Below are 15611 nucleotides of genomic sequence, written 5' to 3' on the forward strand. Positions count from 1 at the left end.
GGTGCCGCCGGCGGGTCAGGGTGAGCAGTGCTGGGCGGGGGCCGAGCGGTTGGGTCGCTGTGAAACCGACCCGCCATCCGACCCCGCTTGGTGGACCCGGGGCCATCCCTGACCTTGGCGCGGTGCGCTCGGGCGCTTCAGGATATGCTGCGCAGTCCTGCGATCAGCGTGTGCAGGACATCGCGCAACCGGTCTTCGATCATCTCGGCCTCGGTATCGAGGTATTCCAGCACCAGCCGGGGATGGTTGAAGCCGTACATCGCCGACTGGACCAGCCGCGCGGCATGGGCGGGGTCCTTCAGGTCGGGGATTGCCTGGGTCAGCAGCATGGCGATCTGGTCGCGCCAGAGCGCCTTGTGCCGCAGCACCACCTCGCGCAAGCGGTCGGTGGCCTGGCAATAGGCCTCGTAGAGTTCGGGGTCCTTCAGCGCCGCCTGGCGTTTCAGGCGAAGCCGCTGGATCAGCCAGTTTTCCAGCCGCTGCTCCGGGGTGCCGGGACCCGAGACGGCGGCGCGCAACTCCTCCTGCGCCATGTCCAGCCAGTGGCCGACCACCGCGTCCAGGATCTCGGCCTTGCCCGAGAAATGCGCGTAGAGCGCCGCATGGCTCACCCCCAGTTCGGCCGCGACATCGGTGACGCGCAGTTTGCTGTACCCCACCGTCTTGATGCGCTGATTGGCCACCTCGACCGCGCGTCGCTTCAGCTCTTCCGGAGCCAGTCCTGTTCTCGGCATCGATATCGGCCCCAACGTCACTTTGCCCGCTTGAATGTCTTCATCTTACAAGTTACAGATTTTGTAAATTGTAATTCCCCCAAATCCGCAGGTACCGCCCATGGGTTCTCTTCTGAAGGACCGCCGTGCCGTCGCGTTGCTTCTTGCTGCCACGCTGACGGTCATGTCGAATGCAATCATCAGTCCGGGCCTGCCGGGGATCGCGGCCTATTTCGCCGCGACCCCCAATGCGGAGCTGCTCACCCGCCTGCTGATCACCGCCCCCTCGCTGACCGTCGCGGTGATCGCGCCCTTCGCGGGGCTGCTTGTCGACCGCGTCGGCCGCAAGGCGATGCTGATCGCCGGTGCCGCGCTGTTCGGGCTCGCCGGCAGCGCCGGGCTCTGGGCTCCGACGCTGCCCGTGCTGCTGGCAACCCGCCTGATCCTGGGCGTCAGCGTTGCCATGCTGATGACCGCGATGACGGCACTGGTTGCGCAGTACTTCCATGGCCCCGAACGCGGCAGGTTCATGGGCCTGCAGATGAGCTTCATCAACTTCGGCGGGCTGATCTTCATCGCCACGGCCGGGCAGTTGGCGAACCACTCGTCCTTCTATCCCTTCGCGCTCTATCTCACCGGGCTGATCTACCTGCCGATCCTCTACCTCTGCCTCGATGAGCCGAAGAGCCATTCCCATGAGGATGGCAGCCACCCGACCGCGCAGGGGCAGGACGGCTGGCAGACGGTGCTGGCGCTCGCGCTCGCGCTGCTGGCGCTGACCTTCGCCACCTTCTACATCCTGCCGACGCAGATCGCCTTCTACCTGCGAGAGCTTGGCCACACGGACCCCAGCACCGCCGCGATGATGATGGTCTGCGTGACCTTCGCGGCGGGCGCAGTCGCCATGGTCTATCCCAGGCTGCGCGCGGTGCTGGGCCGCGGCGGCGTGCTGGGCGCGGGGTTTTTCATGCTGGCTGCGGGCTTCTTGATGATCAGCTACGTGCAACTGGTGCCGATGATTGCCGCGGCCTCGCTCCTGGTGGGCATGGGGCCGGGTCTGATCGTGCCGACGCTGCTGAACTCCACGCTGGATGCGGTGCCGATGCGGCACCACGGCATGGCCTCGGGCGCGCTGACCTTCAGCCTCTTCATTGGTCAGTTCATCTCGCCGATCCTGACACAGCCGCTGATCGCCGCAGGCGGGTTCCATCTGGCCTTCCTTGTCTTCGCGGCGGCCGCGCTGCTGGGGGCGGTGCTTGCTGTGGCGATCTTCCGCGAGCGCAACGGAGGCTTTGCCCGCGCCTGAGCGTTGCAGAGGTGTGCACAGCGAGGGCCGGGGCATCCGCTCCGGCCTTTTTTTTGTGACCCGCATCCGGGACAGGCGGGGGGGCGGCTCTGGCTATCGGACCCCGGGCGCAGAGAAATCCCGATTGGCGCGGCGAAAGGGCGACGGCTCTGAAAATGTGGCGTTTGCCCGGCGCCGGGCTCCGGTCCCTCCAATTTCAGGAGAGGCCCATGCTTCGGCCGTCGGAAAACGACACCTGCGCAGTGTGGTCCTTGTTGGCTTGGCCATGCGACCCGCCGAGGGGAGGGCGTCTCCGCCGCTCTGCGTCCCCTCGCGAATGATCGCGCGGCCGGATTCGGGGATTGTGTGAAGGCCGCGTCGGGCGAGTTCGGTGATCAGGCTGGTCTTGCCCGCGACCCAAGACCGCCCCTCAGGACGAAGAAATGGTCGCTCATGGGCCATCCTTGGGTTTGCCAGGGGAAGGGCTGCGCAGCGATCGACGCTCCGAAAGGCGCGGATCAAAGCAGCATGGATTTTCACAGGGAAAACAGCACCAGTCTGCGCGGCAGAGGCAAGTCCTGTGACCAAAAAGGCAGAACTATCTGGTGCTTTTCAAAGGAGGATTGGTGGAGCCTAGGAGGATCGAACTCCTGACCTCCTGAATGCAAATCAGGCGCTCTCCCAGCTGAGCTAAGGCCCCAATCGCGGTGCTCGTCGCCTTGTCCGTCTGCCCTGCGGGGCCTTTCGGCTTTGGTCCGGAGCGGTGTCCGCCGCGCCGTCTCCGGCGCTGTGCGGCGTGATCTATGGGATGCTGCGGGCGGGTTCAAGCGAAAAAATCACCGCCCGCAGAAAAAACTCGAAAGCTTACTCGTCGTCATCCCCGGGGACGTCGGTGATCTCGTCGAGCGACACGTTGTCGTCCTCGTCGTCGTCGAGAACATCATCGTCGTCGAGTTCGACTTCGACATCATCTTCCAGCAGATCGACGTCTTCCGACTCCTCGGTCTGGGCACGACGCGGGGCGCCATCGGGCTGGTCTGCCGACAGCATGGTGCGCTTGCCGGTATCGAGTGTCAGCACCTCACCGGTGTACGGCGAGACGATCGGATCCTTGTTCAGGTCGTAGAAACGCTTCCCGGTGGTCGGGCAGACGCGCTTCGTGCCCCATTCTTCTTTGGGCATGGGTGGTCCCCTTCAGCTGGCTTGTACGGTCGACAATCTGCAGCCTCTGCCATAACACAGGGGCAGTGTCAAAACTTTTGGCCAATGCAGTCCAGAGGCGCAGAAATGGGGCAGATAACCCTTCCAGGCAATCCGCCGATCTCGATCACCCTGCGCCGCTCGGCGCAGGCGCGACGGTTGTCGCTGCGGCTGTCGCAGCTCGACGGCAGGGTGACGCTGACGCTGCCGCGGCGGCTGCCCGAGGCGGAGGCGATCGGCTTCCTGCGCGAGAAGGAAGGCTGGCTGCGCGGCCACCTCGAAAGCCGCGGCGCGGATGTGGCGGTGGGGCTCGGCGCGCGGTTGCCCTTCGAGGGACGGGCGCATGAAATTCGCGCGGGTCAGGGGCGCAGCGTCCGCTGCCACGGTGACGCGCTGGAAGTGCCAGGAGCAGCCGAGCAGGTGCCCGCACGGCTCATGGGCTGGCTGCGCGCCGAGGCGCGCGATCGGCTGGCCGAGGCCTCGGACCGCCATTCCGCCGCGCTGGGGCTACCCTACAGCCGGCTGACGCTGCGCGACACGCGCTCGCGTTGGGGCTCCTGCACCGCCGAGGGCGGCCTGATGTATTCGTGGCGGCTGGTCATGGCACCGCCCGAGGTGCTCGATTACGTGGCGGCGCACGAGGTGGCGCATCTGGCGCAGATGAACCACTCCCCGGCCTTCTGGGCGGTGGTGGAGCAGCTCTACGGTGACTGGCGACCGGCGCGGCGCTGGCTGCGCGACGAGGGCGCTTCGCTGCACCGCTACCGTTTCGGCGATTGACGCGGCGCGCGCCACAGCGGAGATTGCGCGGATCATGATCCAGCCCCAGCCCCGTACGTCCGACATCGTCCTTTCCGCCCACGAGCGCGTCTACCGCGGGCTGCGCCAGCGCATCATGCTGGGGCAGATCGCGCCGGGAGAGTCGCTCACCCTGCGCGGCATCGGCCGCGAGTTCGACGTCTCGATGACCCCCGCGCGCGAAGCGATCAACCGGCTGGTCGCCGAGGGCGCGCTGTCGATGTCCTCCTCCGGCCGGGTCTCGACGCCGGAACTGTCGAACGAGCGGATCGAGGAGCTTGCGGCGCTGCGGGCGCTGATCGAGGTCGAACTGGCCTCGCGCGCGCTGCCGCGGGCGCATATGGCGCTGATCGACCGGCTGCAGACGATCAACGGCACGATCTCCGAGATGATCCAGGCGCGCGACGCGGTGGGCTACATCCGCACCAACCTCGAGTTCCACCGCACGCTCTATCTGCGCGCGCAGGCGCCCGCGATGCTGGCGATGACCGAAACCGTCTGGCTGCAGCTCGGGCCCACCATGCGCAAGCTCTACGGCCGTCTCCGTCGCACCGAGGCACCGCAGTATCACAGGCTGATGATCGCGGCGCTGAAGGCCGGGGACGAGCCGGGACTGCGGCTGGCGGTGCGCTCGGACGTCACGCAGGGGCTGCGGATGCTTGCCACCTGACACAGACCGGCGGGGAACCGGGAGGGGGGCAGGGGCATTGAGGGGATATCTCTCAGCCAGCCCCGGAGCCCGCCATGACCCTCGCCGACTCGCTTTCGCTGCAGCCTGACTCGCGCCGCGCCCGCCGGCTCGAGGATGTGAACCCCGAGGATTTCGCCTGGTCGATTCCGGTGATGCGCGCCGGCTACGCGGGGCGCGGGCTGGTCTACCTCGTGGTGGCGGGTGTCTCGCTCTGGTCGATCCTGCACGGTGGGCAGGCCGAGGGCACCTCGGAAGCGATGCAGAGCCTGCAGGGCGGCTGGGGCACGGCGGTGATCGTGCTCATTGCGCTTGGCATGTTCGCCTATGCGGTCTGGCGTCTGGTCGACTGCATCTGGGACCTCGAGGCCTACGGGCGCGGCGCCAAGGGACTGATCGCCCGCGCGGGCATGCTGGTCACCGGCGCGGCGCATCTCGGCATCGGCGGCCTCGCGGTGACCCTGCTCGTGGGGCGTAGCGGCGGCAGCAGCGGGAGGCAGATGCTCGACACGGTGCTCCAGAGCCCCGGCGGCCAACTCGCTGTGGGCGTCGCGGGGCTGCTCACCGTCGGGGCAGGGGGCTATTACCTGCATAAGGCCTATAAGGAAGAGTATCGCAACCATCTGCGTGCCAACCGTTTCACCACCCATATGAACGGGGCGCTGAAGGCCGGTCTCGCGGCGCAGGGCGTGGTGATCGGCATCATCGGTATGCTGATCTGCTATGCCGCGCTGCAAGCCAATGCCTCCGAGGCAGGTGGACTGGGGAGTGCCTTCGACTGGCTGCAGGGTCAGGTCTACGGCCGGGTTCTGGTGGGGCTGCTGTGCCTCGGCCTGCTGGGCTTCGCGCTCTTCTGCTTCGTCAATGCGGGCTACCGGATCATTCCGAAGGCTGCTGACCGTGGCATCGAGTCGGTCGGCGCGCGTCTGCGCGCCGCGGCTGAGAATGCGGCGTCCTGAGGGCAAGGCGCATCCCGCCCGCGCATCCGCGATGATCCCCGGTCGTTCATGCGGTCACGCATCGCATGAACTGCGCCGAAAAAAGACTCCCTGCCAGCAGGTTGCGTCGGAGTTCATGTGGCGAGAGTCGGTGCCTTTGCGGGCCCGGGTAAGCCAGCATGGCGCAATTCCGGAACGGGATCGCCAAGCAATTTGGGTCGGAAATTTGAAATCTGGCTTGTTTGGGGGGCGGGGGTGAGGATTTTAGGGCCTATCGAGGTCTTTATGGAAAATTTCGGGCGCTGTTTATATCCATATGCGCCAAAGGTTTTTGCCAATCAGTCAGTTGTCGAGAGATGGTTGAGCGTGGATATAAGTCAAATTTCGGCCATATCGGGATATTCCGATGAGAGCGTCAAGTGCAGACGCCGGAGGAGAGTGTCCCCCTGATCTCTTGAAAAGGCGCGATAAATCTAGGAAAACTCCAAGTTTCGCGCGAATTTACGTGTTTCTTATGGGGGGAAGATCAGGCGGCGGCCGAGGAAGTTCGGCGAGATTTTTCCGTGTAGTGTGGTGGGTAGGCGATACAGGATTGATAGAAGATCCTCATTCAGGGGACCCGCCATTGTGAATATGCCATGAGGTGGTCAAAGAATTACGAGCAGGTTAAACATTCGGGGTGCGGGCGGGTGTTCGCTATCGAGGTGGTGTTGAAATTTGACTATAACGCGGCGAGAAGAAAATACCTTGGTTTTCGAAGAATACCTTCAATCAGTTCGGCGCAGGCCTGAGTAATCCGAGCTATTCCAAAATCCTGTGCCGCGTCCTTCAACTTCCGCCTTTACATGAAGAAGCCCCGGAATGCGGCGGGAACCGCGCTCCGAGGCTTCGAGTGTTGGCTAAGGAAGAGCGTCTTAGGCGGCGAGCCCCTTCGAGCCCATCGACAGGAACTTCTGGCGGCGTGCCTTGACCAGCTCGGCCGGTTTCATGCCGTCCATCTCCTCGAGCAGGGCGGAGATATTCTTGCCAACTGCCTCGATTGCATCCAGCGGCGCACGGTGCGCGCCGCCCAGCGGCTCGGGGATCACCTTGTCGGCGACGCCCAGCTTGAGCAGGTCCTGCGCGGTCAGGCGCAGCGCCTCGGCGGCCTCGCGCATCTTCTCGGCGTCCTTCCACAGGATCGAGGCGCAGCCCTCGGGCGAGATCACCGAGTAGACCGAATGCTCGAGCATCGCCACGCGGTTGGCGGTGGCGAAGGCCACGGCTCCGCCGGAGCCGCCTTCGCCGATGATCACGGTCACCAGCGGCACGCCGATCTGCAGGCACTTCTCGGTCGAGCGGGCGATCGCCTCGGACTGGCCGCGCTCTTCGGCGCCCTTGCCCGGGTAGGCGCCGGGGGTGTCGACGAGGGTGATCACCGGCAGGCCGAACTTGTCGGCCATTTCCATCAGGCGGATCGCCTTGCGGTAGCCCTCGGGGCGGGCCATGCCGAAGTTGCGCTCGATGCGCGACTGGGTGTCATTGCCCTTCTCGTGGCCGATCACCACCACCGGGCGGTCGTTGAAACGGGCAAGCCCGCCCATCACCGCGTGGTCATCGGCAAAGCCGCGGTCGCCGGCGAGCGGCGTGTACTCGGTGAACAGGGCGTCGATGTAGTCTTTGCAATGGGGACGGTCGGGATGCCGCGCCACCTGGCATTTCCGCCAGGGCGTCAGCTTCTTGTACAGATCCTTGAGCAGATCGTCGGCCTTGCGGTCGAGCGCGGCCGCCTCGTCCTCCACATGCATCTCTTCGTTCTTCCGCGCCATGGCGCGCAGTTCTTCCGCCTTGCCTTCGATCTCGGCGAGGGGTTTTTCAAAGTCGAGATAATGCGTCATGCTCGGGCACTCTTGTTGGTCGCGGCCTATATGGCCTCGAAGGCGCGCGGATGCAACAAAGCAAGCTCGATTGCCACATCTGCGGGCCTTCTGGCGAGATGGAAGCGGCGTCAGGCCAGCAGCACCGGCAGCATCGAGGCGATCAGCAGGGCCGCCATGCTCCAGTTGAACAGGCGCAGCCGGGCTGGATTGGTCAGCACCCGCCGCAGGCTGCCGCCGAGCACCGTCCAGGTGGTGGTCGAGATCGCGCCCATGGCGACATAGGTGCCCGCCACCAGCAGTACCGCGGGCAGATCGCGGCTGACCGCGTAGAGGGTGATCGCCCCCAGCGCCATCGACCAGGCCTTGGGGTTGACCCATTGGAAGGCGGCCGCCTGCAAAAAGCTCATAGGCCGCGCGCCGGCCTTCGCCTCGCCCGGCGCGGCGGCATGGGCGATCTTCCACGCGAGCCACAGCATGTACAGCACCGACAGGACCGTCAGCGCGCCGCGCACCATCGGGAAGGCCTCGAAGACGCGCATGGCACCGAGCCCTACCAGCAGCACCATCGCCGGAAACCCCAGTGCCACGCCCAGCATATGCGGCACGCTGCGACCGAAGCCGAAATTGGCACCCGAAGCGAGCAGCATGAGGTTGTTCGGCCCCGGCGAGATCACCGTGACGAAGGCAAAGGTCGCGAGCGCGAGGAGAAGGTCCTGTGTCATGGCGCAAGACTTGCCGGTTTCGCGCGGAGAAAGATTGCAATCTGCGGCGTAATTTGGCTCTCATCGCAATTTATGAGCGACCTTGATTACATCGACGACCGGATATTGCGTGTTCTTGCGACGGACGGGCGTATCAGCAACCTCGCGCTGGCCGAGCGGGTGGGGCTGTCTGCCTCGGCCTGCCTGCGACGGGTGGCGGCTTTGGAAAAGGCCGGGGTGATCCGCGGCTACCGCGCCGTGCTCAGCCCCGAGAAGACCGGCATCGGATTTGTCGCCTATGTCACCGTCGGGCTTGGCGTGCACACCAAGGAGGCGCAGCTTGCCTTCGAGCGGGTGATCACCCGCGCCCCCGAGGTCAGGGAGTGCCACAATATTACCGGGAACGTGGAATACCTTCTGCGGATAGAGGTGACCGACCTGGCCGCCTACAAGGAGTTCCACACCGAGGTTCTCGGCACCTTGCCGCAGGTAAGCGCCATAACCTCCTACGTGGTGATGGGCTCGCCCAAGGACGAAAGAGCCTGAGCGGGTTCGATTCGAGCAGGCACCGGTCGCCCCGCAGGGCGCACCGGGAAAGACGGAAGACTTGGACCGGATTATGACCGAGGCGCAGGCGGACGAGTTCGACTACATCATCGTCGGGGCAGGGGCGGCAGGCAGCGTGCTGGCCGAACGGCTCTCGGCGGATCCCGACACCCGGGTGCTGCTGCTCGAAGAGGGCAAGGGTGCCGGAGGGCATTGGGCGAGCGCCGTGCCGGGGGCGCGATCCTGGTTGTTGCGAGACCCGACCCGCGTCTATGGCTACCACGTCGAACCCGGGCCGCGCGGCCCGGCGGAGCGCTGGCTGCGCGGGCGCATGCCCGGCGGCACCAGCGCCGTCGGCGCGATGCTCTGGCTGCGCGGCGGCGAGGCGGACTGGGCGCACATGGCCCGCGCCACCGGCAGCGCCGAATGGGATTGGCCGGAAATGTCGCGCGCGCTGCGCGAACTTGAACACCATGCCTTCGGTGGTAGCGAACTGCGCGGCCGTGGCGGGCCGGTGTCCCTGCGTCTGTCCGAGCCGCTGCGGCCGCTCATGCAGGCTGTGATGAAGGCTGGGGCGGAATCCGGCTGGCGCCAGCGCGCCGATCCCAACGAGGCCGATCCCGACGGGCTCGGCCCCGCCGCCTGGACCATCGACGACAAGGGCAGACGTGTCACCGCCTGGACCGCCTTCGTGCGTGGGGCAAAGACCCGGCCGAACCTGCAGATCGAGACCGGCGTGCGCGTCGACCGGGTGCTGACCGACGAGGGCCGCGCCTATGGCGTCGAGGGACGGCGCGGCACCGCACAGCTGCTGTTCCGTACCCGCGGCGAGGTGATCCTCTGCGCCGGTGCGGTGATCACCCCCAAGATCCTGATGCTCTCGGGCATCGGCGACGGTATGGCCCTGCGCCGCGCCGGGATCGAGACGAAGCATCACAGTCCCAACATCGGCCGCGGTCTGCGCGATCACCTGATGCTGGCGACCAACTGGCGGCTGCGCCATTGGCGCGACAGCGACAACCGGGCCTTCAGCGGCGCGCGGCTCGCGGTGAACGCGCTGCGCTACCTGCTGTCCGGCGAGGGCGCGCTGGGCCGGGGCGGTGCGGAACTGATCGGCTTTGTCGAGTCGCAGAAAACCGTCGCCCGGCCCGACATCATGATCACTGCCGCCGCCTATTCGCTGGAGGTGGCACAGGGCGTGGGCCGGCCGGAAACCGAACCGGGCATGCGGCTGACCGGCCACGTTCTGCGGCCCGAAAGCACCGGCTACGTCTTCGCCGCGGGGCCGGACCCCGACATGCCGCCACGGATCGAGGCCAACTACCTCTGCACCGAGCGCGACCGCCTGCGCGCCATTGCCACCCTGCGCAAGCTGCGCGGGCTGGCCCGGCGGCCGGCGCTGGCCGAGTTCATCGAAGGCGAGACGGTGATCTCGGCCTGGGCCAAGAGCGACGAGGACATCCTCGACCTCTATCGCCGCTACAGCCGCTCTGCCTGCCACGCGGTGGGCACCTGCGCGATGGGCCCCGACGAGCTTGACCCGCTGGACGCGCGGCTGCGTCTGCGCGGGGTGAAGCGACTGAGGGTCTGCGATGCTTCGATCTTTCCCGAGATGCCGGCCGGAGGCACGCTGGCACCGGTGATGGCGGCGGCGCTGCGTGCAGCGGAGTTCATTCTCGCTGATGCCGGTCGCACCGACGAGGAGATCGAAGCGGCAGAGGCGGCAGAGGCGGCAGAAGCCGCTGAGGCAGATCAAGGCGAAGCGGCAGACGAAGTAACAGCGGCGGAGGAACAGGCTGAGGTCAATGAGGCGCAGCTTGCTGACGGCGAGGCTGCTGACGACGCCGGGGCGGGGGCCGCCGAGGACGTGCTGCCCGAAGGCGCCGAAGAGACCGAACTGGAGGACGGGACGGAAGACCGACCCGCAGCGCTGCCGCAGGAAGAGCCAGAGCGCGAGGTGAAACCCGCCGGGGCCGGCTGATCTGTTCTTTCCGTTCCGCTGGTATGTCCCGCAGTTCAGATCGGCGGCCCGGGCCCGTGGCATGGACAAGCCGCGCCGCGCCGCCTATCTGCAGGGCAGACCTCGCCACCATTCCTCGTCCCGAGGCAAGGAGTCCCGCATGCCCGAACAGCTCGAAGACCTGCAGGAACGCATCGCCCATCTGCAGCGTGCGGTGGACGATCTCTCCGAGACCGTTGCCAGGCAGGACCGGGATATCGCCCTGCTGCAGCACCGGGTGCAGATGTTGATGGAGCGCGAGGCCGCGCGCGAGAGCGATGGCGGCGGCGGGGTGATCCTCGGCGACGAGAGGCCGCCGCACTACTGAACCGGCGGCGTCGGGCGGGTCCCGAAAGGGGCGGCCGGCCTCAGTGCTGCTCGATGGCGATGACCTGCCCGCCGTGCAGCAGCATGTTCACGTAGGACGTGCTGCCGAAGGCCGGGTAGACGCTGACGAAAGCCGTGTCGCGGGCGAGCCGCGTCATCGCCCGGCCGCAGGGGCGCCCCGCCGAGACGCCGCAGACCTCGGCCTTCACCTCCTCGTAGGCGCCTGCGACCCGGCCCCTCGGCAGGCTGCGCCCGGCCAGCCCGTAGCGCAGCTGCTCGTGCAACTCGGGGTCGCCGAAGAGCGCCAATGCGCCGGTCACCTGCCGGGCGCAGCCATCGTCGAAGCCGGTGATGTAGAGTGCGCGCGCGCTGCTGCTGCCCGGGTGGCTGTCGTAGAGCACGTAACCCCGGCGGGTCTCGGGATATTGCGCCACGGGCGCGCCGAGCCTGCGCGTCGACACGCCGCAGACGCGGGCGATTTCGCCATAGGGAAGGGAGGTGCCGAAGGTAACTTCGCGAGCGTCGGGACCGTTGCCCTTGACCGCTGCCGCCTGCCCGCCGAGCCAACCCAGCAGCCCGCCTTTTGGTTGTACCTTTGCACGGGGTGCCGGAGTTTCGCGGCTGTCGAGAAATCCACCTGCGTCGGACAACTCCGTTTCGGAGGGCAGCGCCGCGCTCTGCCCGGCGCTTTCATCGAGATCGACGTCCGACAGGCGCGGCACCTCGCCCGGTGTCTCGCAGGCGGCAAGCGCCAGCAGGGCAAGGCAGATGAGCAACGACTGCGCCACGGGCGGGCGTCTGGTCTGAGGTCGTGACACGAAGGCGCTCCGGGAAAGGGACCGTCGAGGGGCTGCGCCCGCGCGATCCCCCGCGCGGGTCAAAAACTGTAATCTTCGTGTAACCTTTTGCCCGACCCGAATCCACAAGCCCTTGTCAGGGCGGGGACTTCCGGCGGAGGGCCGCTCAGAAGTCCTCGACCGCCAGAACCCCGCCCAGCGATTTCACCGCGCCCTTGATCTCCGGCGTCACCGGGAATTCCTGCTGCAGGTCCATCTCGACCTCGCCGGGCAGCCCGTGGTCGGCAAGGCAGAGCCGCACCGGCCCGCGCCCGGCCTTGGGCATCTGCTCGGCGGCGCGGCTGAGCACCGAGGCGATCTGGTTGATCGCGCTCGCCCCCTCGATCCAGATCTTCAGCCCGGTCGCTCCGGCGCCCGCGACCACCTGCTCGACCGGCCCCATCGAGCGCGCCAGCAGCTTGAGCTGGTCGCTTTCCATGGTGGCTTCGACAGTGATCACCACCTTCGAGCCGGTCTCGAGGAACTCGCGGCTTTTCTCCAGCGTCTCGGAGAAGAGCGTGACCTCGTAGGCGCCGGTGGGGTCCGAGAGCTGAGCGAAGGCAAAGCGGTTGCCCTTGGCCGACTTGCGCTCCTGCCGCCCGGCGACGACGCCTGCCAGCTTGGCGATGCAGGGGCCGCCGCGCGCCTTGTTGGTTGCTTCCTCGAGGGTCATCACGTCGCGCCGCTTCAACGCGGGCATGTAATCGTCGAGCGGGTGGCCAGAGAGGTAGAAGCCGATGGCCTTGAACTCTTCCGACAGCCGTTCGGCGGGCAGCCAGTCGGGCACCGGCGAAAGGCGCGGCTCGGGCAGGTCGTCCCCGGCCTCGCCGAAGAGCGAGACCTGAGCGCTGGCCTTCTGCTCGTGGATCGCGGCGGAATAGGCGACCAGCGCATCGAGGCTGTCGAACACCCGGCGGCGGTTCTTGTCGAGCTGGTCGAAGACCCCCGCGCGTGCCATCATCTCCATCGGGCGCTTGCCGACGCGCTTGAGGTCCACCCGCCGCGCCACGTCGAAGAGCGTGGTGAAGGGCGTGTCGCCGCGCCCCTCGACCACCAGCCGCATGGCGTCGAGACCGACGTTCTTCAAGGCGCCAAGCGCGTAGACCAGCTCGCCCTCCACCACGTCGAATGTGGCCTGCGAGCGGTTGATGCAGGGCGGTACATAGGGCAGCTTCAGCCCGTTCTTCATCTCGTCGAAATAGACGGCGAGCTTGTCGGTGAGGTGGATATCGCAGTTCATGACGCCCGCCATGAACTCCACCGGATGGTTCGCCTTCAGCCAGGCGGTCTGGTAGGACACCACCGCATAGGCCGCCGCGTGCGATTTGTTGAAGCCGTAGTTGGCGAATTTCTCCAGAAGGTCGAAGACCTCTGTGGCCTTCTTCTTGTCGACGCCGTTCTCGGCCGCGCCCTTCTCGAACTTCGGACGCTCGGCGTCCATCGCCTCCTTGATCTTCTTGCCCATGGCGCGGCGCAGCAGGTCGGCGCCGCCGAGCGAGTAGCCCGCCATCTCCTGCGCGATCTGCATCACCTGTTCCTGGTAGACGATGATGCCCTGCGTCTCGGCAAGGATGTGGTCGATCGACGGGTGCACCGAGGTGATCTCGCGCAGGCCGTTCTTGACCTCGCAATAGACCGGGATGTTCTCCATCGGGCCGGGACGGTAGAGCGCCACCAGCGCCACGATGTCCTCGATGCAGGTGGGTTTCATTCGCTTCAGGGCATCCATCATGCCCGAGCTTTCCACCTGGAACACCGCCACCGTCTTGGCAGCGGAGTAGAGCTCGTAGGTCTTGCCGTCATCCAGCGGGATGAGGTTCATCTGGTTCTCGGCGCCCTCCGGCGGGTCATAGAGCTGGGTGCCATCGGCGGCGACATGGATCGGGCGGCCCGACTTCAGGATCAGGTTCACCGCGTTCTGGATCACCGTCAGCGTCTTCAGGCCGAGGAAGTCGAACTTCACCAGCCCCGCCTGCTCCACCCATTTCATGTTGAACTGGGTGGCGGGCATGTCCGAGCGCGGATCCTGGTAGAGCGGCACCAGCTGATCCAGCGGCCGGTCGCCGATCACCACGCCCGCGGCGTGGGTCGAGGCGTTCCGCAGCAGCCCCTCGACCTGCTGTCCGTAGGTCAGCAGCCGGTCGACGACCTCCTCATTGCGGGCTTCCTCGCGCAGCCGCGGCTCGTCCTGAAGCGCCTTCTCGATGGAGACGGGTTTGACCCCCTCGACCGGGATCATCTTCGACAGCCGGTCGACCTGGCCATAAGGCATCTGCAGCACCCGGCCGACGTCGCGCACGGCAGCCTTGGACAGCAGCGCGCCGAAGGTGATGATCTGGCCGACCTTGTCGCGCCCGTACTTCTCCTGCACGTAGCGGATCGTTTCCTCGCGCCGGTCCATGCAGAAGTCGATGTCGAAGTCGGGCATCGACACACGTTCGGGGTTGAGGAAGCGCTCAAACAGCAGCGAGTAGCGCAGGGGGTCGAGGTCGGTGATGGTCAGCGCATAGGCGACCAGCGAGCCCGCGCCCGAGCCCCGGCCCGGACCGATGGGAATGTCGTTGTCCTTCGACCACTTGATGAAGTCGGCAACGATCAGGAAGTAGCCGGGAAAGCCCATGCCCTCGATGATGCCAAGCTCGAAATCGAGCCGCTTCTGGTACTCCTCGACCGAGACCGCATGCGGGATCACCGCAAGCCGCGCCTGAAGCCCCTCGTTGGCCTGCCGCCGTAGTTCCTCGACCTCGTCGTCGGCGAATTTTGGCAGGATCGGATCGCGGCGATAGGCCATGAAGGCGCAGCGCCGGGCGATCTCGACGGTGTTCTCGATGGCCTCGGGCAGGTCGGCGAAGAGCGTCGCCATCTCCTGCGGGCTCTTGAGGTAGTGCTGCGCCGTCAGCCGGCGGCGCGGCTCCTGCTGGTCGACATAGGCCCCCTCGGAAATACAGATCAGCGCGTCATGCGCCTCGTACATCTCGGCCTTGGGGAAATAGACGTCGTTGGTGGCGACCAGCGGCAGGCCCATCTCATAGGCCATCTCCACATGGCCGCGCTCGGCAATGCGTTCCTCGGGCGGCAGCCCGTTCTCGCCCGGGTGGCGCTGCAGCTCGACGTAGAGCCGGTCGTCGTAGATCTGGTGCAGCCGGGTCAGCAGGGTCTGCGCCGCGGCGCGGTGGTTTTCGCGCAGGTGCCGCCCCACCGGCCCGTCCGGACCGCCCGACAGGCAGATCAGCCCCGCGCCGTAGGTCTCGAGCTCCTCGAGCGTAACATGCGCCTCCTGCCCGTCACCGCGCAGGTAGAGGCAGGAGTTGAGCTTCATCAGGTTCTCGTAGCCCTGCTCGTTCTGCGCCAGCAGCACGATCGGGGCAGGCGCCTTGGGCTTTTCGCCCGGCACCGGCTCGACGTAGAGCAGGTCGACTTGGCAGCCAATGATCGGCTGTACCCCGGCACCGCTGGCGGACACCGAAAATTCCAGCGCCGCGAAGAGGTTGTTGGTGTCCGTCACCGCGACGGCGGGCATTTCCATGGCCTCGCAGAGCCCGGGCAGCTTTTTCAGCCGCACGGCGCCTTCGAGCAGGGAATATTCGGTATGGACGCGGAGGTGGATGAATCGGGGATCGCTCATGGCGCCAGAGTATTGCGGCGCGCCGGGGGGCGAAAGCCCCCGCGTCGGTCGTGCCCTGGGGCTGCGCGGGGTGTGGCCTCGCTGCCGTTGTGCCGC

At 66.6% G+C, this 15611-nt stretch carries 14 protein-coding genes and 1 tRNA gene; 7 read left to right on the forward strand and 8 right to left on the reverse strand.

The features are described from left to right. Positions 1–137: 137 nt before the first annotated feature. Positions 138–734, reverse strand: coding sequence for a TetR/AcrR family transcriptional regulator (locus tag BM397_RS09250; protein ID WP_092423169.1), 597 nt, complete (start codon positions 732–734; stop codon positions 138–140). Between the two features lie 100 nt (positions 735–834). On the opposite strand from BM397_RS09250, the gene BM397_RS09255 reads away from it, so the two are divergent. Beyond that, complete coding sequence (locus tag BM397_RS09255) at positions 835–2019, forward strand: MFS transporter (RefSeq protein ID WP_092423171.1); 1185 nt, start codon at positions 835–837, stop codon at positions 2017–2019. 93 nt (positions 2020–2112) lie between these two features. Here BM397_RS09255 and BM397_RS29675 read toward each other — a convergent pair whose 3' ends face one another. The 3 genes from BM397_RS29675 to BM397_RS09270 form a co-directional block, all read right to left on the reverse strand. After that, the gene (locus tag BM397_RS29675) at positions 2113–2460 is read right to left on the reverse strand and encodes an AAA family ATPase (protein ID WP_245696031.1); all 348 of its coding nucleotides are present in this window, start codon (positions 2458–2460) and stop codon (positions 2113–2115) included. Between the two features lie 162 nt (positions 2461–2622). Continuing rightward, positions 2623–2698 (reverse strand) — tRNA-Ala (locus BM397_RS09265). A gap of 164 nt (positions 2699–2862) precedes the next feature. Further along, positions 2863–3180 (reverse strand): TIGR02300 family protein, encoded by a 318-nt coding sequence (locus BM397_RS09270; protein WP_092423173.1) that lies wholly within the window; start codon positions 3178–3180, stop codon positions 2863–2865. Between the two features lie 105 nt (positions 3181–3285). On the opposite strand from BM397_RS09270, the gene BM397_RS09275 reads away from it, so the two are divergent. The 3 genes from BM397_RS09275 to BM397_RS09285 all read left to right on the forward strand — a co-directional run bounded on the left by BM397_RS09275 (position 3286) and on the right by BM397_RS09285 (position 5643). Continuing rightward, positions 3286–3978 carry a M48 family metallopeptidase gene (locus BM397_RS09275; protein WP_092423175.1) on the forward strand — a complete coding sequence of 231 codons (693 nt, stop codon included), beginning with the start codon at positions 3286–3288 and terminating at the stop codon, positions 3976–3978. 34 nt (positions 3979–4012) lie between these two features. Next, entirely contained in the window at positions 4013–4666 is a 654-nt protein-coding gene (locus BM397_RS09280) for a GntR family transcriptional regulator (protein WP_092423177.1), read from the forward strand. A 74-nt stretch (positions 4667–4740) separates the two neighbouring features. Then, positions 4741–5643, forward strand: a complete 903-nt coding sequence (locus tag BM397_RS09285; RefSeq protein ID WP_092423179.1) for a DUF1206 domain-containing protein — start codon at positions 4741–4743, stop codon at positions 5641–5643. An 893-nt stretch (positions 5644–6536) separates the two neighbouring features. Here BM397_RS09285 and BM397_RS09290 read toward each other — a convergent pair. Together BM397_RS09290 and BM397_RS09295 are read right to left on the reverse strand one after the other, a co-directional pair. After that, entirely contained in the window at positions 6537–7499 is a 963-nt protein-coding gene (locus BM397_RS09290; protein ID WP_092423181.1) for an acetyl-CoA carboxylase carboxyltransferase subunit alpha, read from the reverse strand. Positions 7500–7609: 110 nt separating this feature from the next. Beyond that, entirely contained in the window at positions 7610–8203 is a 594-nt protein-coding gene (locus tag BM397_RS09295) for a LysE family translocator (protein WP_092423183.1), read from the reverse strand. 72 nt (positions 8204–8275) lie between these two features. Between BM397_RS09295 and BM397_RS09300 the strand changes: the two genes are divergently transcribed. The 3 genes from BM397_RS09300 (at position 8276) to BM397_RS09310 (ending at position 11055) form a co-directional block, all read left to right on the forward strand. Then, the gene (locus BM397_RS09300) at positions 8276–8728 is read left to right on the forward strand and encodes an Lrp/AsnC family transcriptional regulator (RefSeq protein ID WP_092423185.1); all 453 of its coding nucleotides are present in this window, start codon (positions 8276–8278) and stop codon (positions 8726–8728) included. 61 nt (positions 8729–8789) lie between these two features. Further along, positions 8790–10709 carry a GMC family oxidoreductase gene (locus tag BM397_RS09305; protein ID WP_143015358.1) on the forward strand — a complete coding sequence of 640 codons (1920 nt, stop codon included), beginning with the start codon at positions 8790–8792 and terminating at the stop codon, positions 10707–10709. Between the two features lie 139 nt (positions 10710–10848). Continuing rightward, the gene (locus BM397_RS09310; RefSeq protein ID WP_092423189.1) at positions 10849–11055 is read left to right on the forward strand and encodes a SlyX family protein; all 207 of its coding nucleotides are present in this window, start codon (positions 10849–10851) and stop codon (positions 11053–11055) included. A gap of 40 nt (positions 11056–11095) precedes the next feature. Here the strand turns inward: BM397_RS09310 and BM397_RS09315 are convergent, their stop codons facing one another. Both BM397_RS09315 and dnaE read right to left on the reverse strand, forming a co-directional pair. Beyond that, positions 11096–11872 (reverse strand): hypothetical protein, encoded by a 777-nt coding sequence (locus tag BM397_RS09315; protein WP_143015359.1) that lies wholly within the window; start codon positions 11870–11872, stop codon positions 11096–11098. A 145-nt stretch (positions 11873–12017) separates the two neighbouring features. Continuing rightward, positions 12018–15515 carry a DNA polymerase III subunit alpha gene (gene dnaE / locus BM397_RS09320; protein WP_092423193.1) on the reverse strand — a complete coding sequence of 1166 codons (3498 nt, stop codon included), beginning with the start codon at positions 15513–15515 and terminating at the stop codon, positions 12018–12020. Positions 15516–15611 lie beyond the last annotated feature (96 nt).

This window comes from Alloyangia pacifica, assembly GCF_900116195.1.
GTDB classification, from domain to species: Bacteria; Pseudomonadota; Alphaproteobacteria; order Rhodobacterales; family Rhodobacteraceae; genus Salipiger; species Salipiger pacificus.

Coding starts and splice junctions, on each gene's coding strand:
- BM397_RS09250 (WP_092423169.1), bottom strand. CDS start 734: ATGCCGAGAACAGGACTGGCTCCGGAAGAGCTGAAGCGACGCGCGGTC.
- BM397_RS09255 (WP_092423171.1), top strand. CDS start 835: ATGGGTTCTCTTCTGAAGGACCGCCGTGCCGTCGCGTTGCTTCTTGCT.
- BM397_RS29675 (WP_245696031.1), bottom strand. CDS start 2,460: ATGGCCCATGAGCGACCATTTCTTCGTCCTGAGGGGCGGTCTTGGGTC.
- BM397_RS09270 (WP_092423173.1), bottom strand. CDS start 3,180: ATGCCCAAAGAAGAATGGGGCACGAAGCGCGTCTGCCCGACCACCGGG.
- BM397_RS09275 (WP_092423175.1), top strand. CDS start 3,286: ATGGGGCAGATAACCCTTCCAGGCAATCCGCCGATCTCGATCACCCTG.
- BM397_RS09280 (WP_092423177.1), top strand. CDS start 4,013: ATGATCCAGCCCCAGCCCCGTACGTCCGACATCGTCCTTTCCGCCCAC.
- BM397_RS09285 (WP_092423179.1), top strand. CDS start 4,741: ATGACCCTCGCCGACTCGCTTTCGCTGCAGCCTGACTCGCGCCGCGCC.
- BM397_RS09290 (WP_092423181.1), bottom strand. CDS start 7,499: ATGACGCATTATCTCGACTTTGAAAAACCCCTCGCCGAGATCGAAGGC.
- BM397_RS09295 (WP_092423183.1), bottom strand. CDS start 8,203: ATGACACAGGACCTTCTCCTCGCGCTCGCGACCTTTGCCTTCGTCACG.
- BM397_RS09300 (WP_092423185.1), top strand. CDS start 8,276: ATGAGCGACCTTGATTACATCGACGACCGGATATTGCGTGTTCTTGCG.
- BM397_RS09310 (WP_092423189.1), top strand. CDS start 10,849: ATGCCCGAACAGCTCGAAGACCTGCAGGAACGCATCGCCCATCTGCAG.
- dnaE (WP_092423193.1), bottom strand. CDS start 15,515: ATGAGCGATCCCCGATTCATCCACCTCCGCGTCCATACCGAATATTCC.